Below are 6,556 nucleotides of genomic sequence, written 5' to 3' on the forward strand. Positions count from 1 at the left end.
AGGGCAGGCATCAAACAATCCTTAACAGAAGCGGCCTCTCGCGCCTGGACACGGTCAACGCGACGGCAGGTGGCTCGGTCTAACGAATTCGCGCTGGGAATCCGCTCAGTCTAGTTATTTTGGCCCCGCGTTGGCGTCGCCGGCAACGTTACAGGTTGGCAACCCATTGATTCGTAAAGACTCGCAGTCTAGCGAATTCGGCTTCCCTGCACCACCACCGGCCCGAGGACTCGCTGCTACACTGAAACCGCCTGCGCGCACCCCGGCCGCGAGCGAACTGCGCCTGGTCATGGGTAATCGGGTGTGCCCCGTCGAGGGGGGCATGGCCTGCCCCAAAAAACTCCGACCGTCTCTGACCGACCCTATATAGGTAGTCCGTCCCGCTTTCATCGATACTTTGGGAGAGGCCGGAGGTACGAACTCGGATGGGCCGACGGCGTTGCTGCCGTCGCCTGCTTCATCATGCCCCGGTCCGTCGTGCAACCACTTCGATCTCGACTGCAGCGCCCCGTGGAAGGCCCGCCACAGCCACGCAGGAGCGAGCGGGAAATGCGCTGCCAAGGTGCTCGGCGTAAGTGGTGTTGAAGCTGTCGTAGTCACTCATGTCCGCGAGGAATACGGTCACCTTTATCACGTCACGCCACTCGCAGCCAGCACCACTCAGTACGGTGCATACGTTTGACATTGCATTGGAGGCCTGGGCAGGAAAGTCGATCGGAATCGATCCGTCAGGGCCTGCGCCGGTTTTTCCCGAGAAGAAAATCAGTCCGGCGTGTTCGACCCAGTCTGAATATGGCTTGCTGTCGAACATACTCAGTCTCCCTGCGCTTCCAGCATGATGCCAGCGACGGAAGCGTTGCCGGCCCGTCTTGCAGCGACGAAATACAGGACGGCACTAATCGTGGCAGCCGTTGTGCCGACGACAGCCAGTGCGATCGCCAGTCCGGACTTCGGATGCCCCAGCCACTCGTTGATCGAGCCTACGGCGAACGGGCCGAGGCCGCCGCTGATGGCGTTGGTCAGGAATACCAGCAGCGCTACGGCTCGGCCGCGCATGCGGTTCGGAATGGCGATTTGCAGCGGCACCGGTGCGAGCGCCATGACGATGCTGGCCGCGTAGGCGCACAGGCCATAGAACGCCAGCGACACGGGCATCGACGGGGCCAGCGGCGCCGCGCAGGCTGCGGGCACCAACAGGGTGGCTGCGCCGCAGGCAATGCGCAGCACCTTGCGCAGCGCGCCGCGGTCGCTGACCTTGCCGACGAACAGGCTCGCGCTGAGAACGCCGGCCATCCCGCCGAGCATGTAGACCGGGCCCGTCATCTTCCCGACTTCGCTGGCGGATAGTCCGAAGCTCCGGATCAGCAAGGTCGGATACCAAGCGGCGTGCGAGTAGAACAGCAGGATGAGTGCCACGTAGCCGAAGAAGTAGGGCAGGCAGAACCGGTTGCGCACGAACAGCTCGCGCAGCACTTCGCCGATCGGTGGCGCGGCCTCCGCGTGGCTTGCCGATACGCCCCGCCGCGCCGGCTCCCGGATTGACACCAGCAGCAACGCCGACAGCGCCAGGCCGGGCAAGCCGACCACGAAGAACACCATCTGCCAAGGTTGCAGGCCTTGCTGCGCCAGCCATGCCGATGTGCCGGGCTGGCCTGCCCAGCCGAGCAGCGCGCCGCCGCCAAGCAGGGCCACGCCGCCGCCCACGTACGGCCCGAGCATGAAGACGCTGCTAGCGCGCGTGACCTTGCGTGGTGGGAAGAGGTCGCTGAAGATCGACAGCGCCGCCGGGCTGAGCGCGGCCTCGGCGATGGCCGTGCCCGCGCGCCAGACCAGCAGTTCGCCGAAGCTGCTCGCCGTGGCGCACATAGCGGTGGAGATCGCCCAGATGGCGACACAGGCCGCGCTGAGCCGCACGCGATTCGAGCGGTCGACCAGGCGCGCCACGAAGACACCCGCCGTTGCGTAGCAGAGTGTGAAGGTCGCCCCCTGCAGCAGGCCGATCTGCGTGTCGCTGAGGAGCAGCGACGCCTTCAGCGGCTGCACGAGGATGCTGACAATCTGGCGGTCGATGTAGGAAAAGGCGAAACAGGTGAAGAACAGGAACACGACGTAGGCATGAGAGGACAGGCTGCCGGCGTTCTCATGTCCATCGGTGCAAGGGGCGTCCATTGTGGGCGCCCCGGGTTGGGTGGGCTGCATGGAGGGATCTCCTCGGAAAATCGGGGGAAGGGTGCGCCGTTCAGGCGAGCCGCGCGGGCGAAGCCAGCAGCGCAATGCAGTCGCCGGGCTCGACGCTCGCGAAAGTCCGGGCGCAAACCACCATTCCGCTGCCGTTAAAATGCAACTCGCGTGGCGGCTCCCACGGGGCGTACGGGTCGAACAGGCGGCCTGCGAGCTGACCTGTGGTCACCTCCTGCCCGAGCGCGAAGCAGGGCTCGAACACTCCGTGGCGAGGCGCGAAAAGGTAGTGCTGCGCACCGTTCACGGCAATGACGCGGGTGTTGTGGCGCGGCGGCGGCGGAGTGTCGTCATGGGTCAAGCCGGCGACATGCAGCACGCGCCGCAGCCCTTCCTCGACGATGGCGAGTCCTTCGACGTTGCAACTCCCGTACCCGCCGAACTCACCGCACAGGAACAGGGTCCCGTGGCGCTCGGCGGCGGCGCCGTAGGTGCGGTCCTCGCCGAGCAGGTCCATCACCATCGTGTGCGGCGCGGCAAAGGCGTGGACCAGCTTCATGTACTCGGCATGGCGCGACGGATCGCCGGGCAGTGCGGCGAGCAACGTCGGCATGTGGTTGAACGAGGCGCCGCCGGCGTGCAGGTCGAGCACCACGTCGGCGCGCGGGAACAGTTCCGTATCGACGTAGTGGGCGATCATGGCCGTGATGGAGCCGTTGCGGTCGCCGGGAAACATCCGGTTCAGGTTGCCGCGGTCGATGGGCGAGGTACGAGACCCATTCAGGAAGGCAGGGAAGTTCAGCGCCGGGATGACGATCAGCCGGCCCCGGATGCGCATTGATGGCATCCGCAGCAGCAGTTTCATCAGCGCGACGGGACCTTCGTACTCGTCGCCATGGTTGCCGCCGGTCAGCAGCACGGTCGGGCCTTCGCCCTGCTTCAGCACGGCCACTGGCACGGGGATGTGGCCGTAGGCCGAGCGGTCATGCGAGAAGGGAACGCGCAGCACGCCGGTCTGGAAGCCTTCGCGCTCGTAGTCGATCCCGGTCGAGATCAGTGATTTCCGGCTGGGGGTGAGAGGGTCATAGGGGTGGCCTTGCATGCCTGTCTCCTTGGTGGGGAAAGCGGGCGGCCGGACATGGCTGTCCGGGCCGCAGATGCATGCACTATTGCCGACGGACGAATTGCCGACAAATGCCGTTTTTTGAGGGTGCTGATGCCTTTAAGGCATCGCTGTCATTACTCTTATAGTCTCGATGAAGCGGGCGAGTGCCGGTTCCAGCGCATTCGCGGGGTGCACGAAGACGAGCGGCATGGGGATCGCCAGGTCGGAGAACGACGCGAAGCGAACCAGCGCCGGCGGGCGGCCGAGGTTGGCCGAGTTGACGATGGCCGCGCCGATGCCTGCGCAGACCAGCGATAACACGGCGGCCTCAGTTGAGACTTCCTGCACCACGTCGAGCGTGACGCCTAGCGCCTGGCAGGCACCGATCAGGCGGTCGTAGTAGAGCGGATAGACCGCGCGCGGGAACGTGATGAAAGGCCAGTTGGCAATGTCACGCAGGGTCACTGTTGGGTGGCGCGAGCCGTCGTCGCCAGGCAGCGTCCAGGCGTGCGGGGCAGCGAGCACCACGTTGTTGGTGGCCAGCGGCAGCGCGGCCAGCGAGGAGTCCAGCGGGCCGTACTGGTAGATGAAGCCGCCGTCGAGCATGCCGTCGCGCAGCGCGTCGAGTTGCTGCGGCGTGTTCATCGGCACAAGTTCGATGCGCACGTCGGGTACCTCTGCTTGAAAGCGCCGGAAGACGTGCGGCACGATGCCATCCCAGCCACTGTTCTCCACGAAGCCAAGGCGGAGGTATCCCTGCACCCCCGTCGAGATCCGCTGCGCGGCGCGGGCGGCAACGTCGAGCCTGGCCAGCGCAGCGCGCGCCTCGCGCAGGTAGGCCTGGCCGGCGGCCGTCAGCTTCAGGCCGCGCGGTGTGCGCGAGAAAAGCGGAAAGCCGAGTTCTTCCTCCATGTCGTGGATCTGCCGCGAGATGGCCGGCTGGGTGACGTGGATGTGCTCGGCGGCGAGCCGGATGCTTTCGTGCTCGGCGACGGCGATGAAGTAGCGTAGGTGTCGTAGTTCCACGATGTCGTACGTCTGGGTGTGGCTGACGATGGCACAGGCGCCGTCAGCGCGAAAGGTCGCCGCCGAGGCGCGCCACCAGGAAGTCGATGAACGCGCGCAGCTTCGGCGGCTGGATCGGCCCGCGCGGGAACACGGCGTGCAGGACCGGGCAGCGGCCCACCCAGCCAGGCAGTACCGGCACCACTAGCCCCTGTGCGGCATGGCGCGCCATGATCAAGTCGGTGGCCATCATCAGGCCGACGCCGTCGAACAGCGGCGCCTTGAGAACCTCAGGGTCGTCGGCCTCGATCACGGGGCGGATGGGGTAATCAGCCAGTTCGTCCTCCCCACCCTCGCGCCGCATCGGCCACGCGTATGCACCGCCGCGCCGGGCCACGCGGGTGGACAGTGCGGCGTGCTGGCGCAGGTCGCGGGGATGGGCGGGCGTGCCGTGACGTGCCAGGTAGGTGGGACTGGCGTAGACGCGGTTCGGAAATGTCGTCAGCCGCCGCGCGGCCATCGAGGAATCCGGCAGGTCGCCCATGCGCAGCGCGAGGTCGATCTCCTCGCTCACCAGATCGAGCGTGCGGTGGTTCAGCACGAGGTCGATGGTCACCTCCGGACAGGCGGCGCGGAAGTCCGCCAGCAGCGGAGCCAGCAGATTGACCGACAGCGAGTAGGACGCCGTGACCCGCAGCGCGCCACGCGGCACGCCGCGCAACTGGCCGACTGCGGCGTCGGCCTTTGCGAGCAGGCCAGGAATGGCGCGGCAGGTCTCGAAGTAAAGCGTGCCGGCTTCGGTCAGGCCGAGCCGGCGCGTAGTCCGGTGCAGGAGCTGCATGCCGAGCCGCTGCTCCAGCTCGCGCAACCGGCGGCTGACAGTGGTCTTAGGCAGTCGCAGTTCCGCCGCCGCGGCCGTGAAGCTGCCGGCCTCGACGACCTTCAGGAAGACTAGCGTGTCGTTCATGTCGGCAGGCATGGCAGTCGGGCTCGCCATTGGTAGAAAGCAGATTATGCCACTCACGGCACAATGATTCCCGGTTCGGGCATCTAATCGGCGTGTGGAGGATCTTCTATCGTTTGGGTGTCACTCATCCTGAAACAGTCAGACATCATGTTCTTGCGCCTCTCCAGCCTCTTCGTTCTCGCTTCGGCCTCCGTGGCCATCCAGGCGGCCAGTCCCGCCAGCACGGGCACGTTGCCTGTGCCGCGGTCCGGCACCGGATGGGAGTCCCGCCAGGCCCCCGGCTTCTACCGCTTCCGCTTCGGCGCGTTCCGGATCACCGCGCTGTCCGATGGCACCGCCCCGCGCGACGTGGCAAAGATCATGAGCAATCCCGGTGCCGTGCGCGAAGCCTACGCGGCGGCCAACCTCGCGTTGCCGATTGAGATCTCGGTCAACTGCTACTTGATCGATACCGGCGAACGTCGCCTGCTGGTGGATACCGGTGCCGGCGAGCTGTTCGGGCCGCAGACGGGCCGGCTCGTCGCCAACCTTCGCGCGGCCGGCTATGAGCCGAGCGACATCGACGACGTGCTGCTCACGCATATCCATGGCGACCATTCTGGCGGGCTCAGCATCGGCGGGCAGCGTGTGTTCCCGAATGCGACCGTGCACGTAGACCGGCGCGACCCGGCGCTGTGGCTCAGTGCCGAAGCCGAGGCAAAGGCCCCGCCAGCAGCACGCAATACATTTCGGCAGTCGCATCAGACTGTTGACCCCTACACTGCGGCAGGCCGGCTCAAGACCTTCGACGGCGCGACGCAACTCTATCCCGGCATCCGCGCTGTACCGCTTTATGGCCATACGCCCGGGATGAGCGGCTACTTCATCGAGAGCCAAGGGCAGCGCCTGCTATTGTGGGGCGACATCATTCACGCCAGCGAGGTGCAGTTCCGCGACCCGGCAATTACGATCGACTACGACGTGGACCGGGCCGTGGCCGCCGCGACCCGGCTACGCGTTCTTACCGACGCCTCTCGGGAGGGGTACCTAGTCGGCGGCGCGCATGTGACATTCCCAGGCATAGGCCGTGTGCGCGCCGAGCGCACCGGCTTCAGTTGGGTGCCGGAGCCCTATAGTGTGACACTCGGGGAATGACCGGATATCTCATCCGCCAAACCTCGATCTTTGTCGGAGATGTGGGGTACGACAGTTCGGAGGGCAGGCAGCGCTGAGATGAGCGTCCGCGTCGGCCGAATTGCTGCCGTTCAACCCAAGGGACGCGATGGCAGTAGCTGTTAAGGATTGTTTGATGCCTGCCCTCG

The 6,556-nt window shown here is 66.1% G+C and carries 6 protein-coding genes; 1 reads left to right on the top strand and 5 read right to left on the bottom strand.

The features are described 5' to 3' along the window. Positions 1-460: 460 nt before the first annotated feature. The 5 genes from CF70_RS09065 to CF70_RS09085 all read right to left on the bottom strand — a co-directional run bounded on the left by CF70_RS09065 (position 461) and on the right by CF70_RS09085 (position 5,255). Entirely contained in the window at positions 461-811 is a 351-nt protein-coding gene (locus tag CF70_RS09065; protein ID WP_035863268.1) for a RidA family protein, read from the bottom strand. A 2-nt stretch (positions 812-813) separates the two neighbouring features. After that, positions 814-2,199, bottom strand: a complete 1,386-nt coding sequence (locus CF70_RS09070) for an MFS transporter (protein WP_051648178.1) — start codon at positions 2,197-2,199, stop codon at positions 814-816. A gap of 40 nt (positions 2,200-2,239) precedes the next feature. Further along, entirely contained in the window at positions 2,240-3,280 is a 1,041-nt protein-coding gene (locus CF70_RS09075) for a succinylglutamate desuccinylase/aspartoacylase family protein (RefSeq protein WP_035863270.1), read from the bottom strand. Positions 3,281-3,400: 120 nt separating this feature from the next. Next, positions 3,401-4,309, bottom strand: coding sequence for a LysR family transcriptional regulator (locus CF70_RS09080; protein WP_035863272.1), 909 nt, complete (start codon positions 4,307-4,309; stop codon positions 3,401-3,403). 43 nt (positions 4,310-4,352) lie between these two features. Continuing rightward, entirely contained in the window at positions 4,353-5,255 is a 903-nt protein-coding gene (locus CF70_RS09085) for a LysR family transcriptional regulator (RefSeq protein ID WP_235184963.1), read from the bottom strand. A gap of 117 nt (positions 5,256-5,372) precedes the next feature. Here CF70_RS09085 and CF70_RS09090 point away from each other — a divergent pair, with 117 nt between their 5' ends. Continuing rightward, positions 5,373-6,389 carry an MBL fold metallo-hydrolase gene (locus CF70_RS09090; protein ID WP_235184964.1) on the top strand — a complete coding sequence of 339 codons (1,017 nt, stop codon included), beginning with the start codon at positions 5,373-5,375 and terminating at the stop codon, positions 6,387-6,389. Positions 6,390-6,556 lie beyond the last annotated feature (167 nt).

The sequence above is a fragment of the Cupriavidus sp. SK-3 genome (assembly GCF_000611145.1).
GTDB lineage: Bacteria > Pseudomonadota > Gammaproteobacteria > Burkholderiales > Burkholderiaceae > Cupriavidus.

Coding starts and splice junctions, on each gene's coding strand:
- CF70_RS09065 (WP_035863268.1), bottom strand. CDS start 811: ATGTTCGACAGCAAGCCATATTCAGACTGGGTCGAACACGCCGGACTG.
- CF70_RS09070 (WP_051648178.1), bottom strand. CDS start 2,199: ATGCAGCCCACCCAACCCGGGGCGCCCACAATGGACGCCCCTTGCACC.
- CF70_RS09075 (WP_035863270.1), bottom strand. CDS start 3,280: ATGCAAGGCCACCCCTATGACCCTCTCACCCCCAGCCGGAAATCACTG.
- CF70_RS09085 (WP_235184963.1), bottom strand. CDS start 5,255: ATGAACGACACGCTAGTCTTCCTGAAGGTCGTCGAGGCCGGCAGCTTC.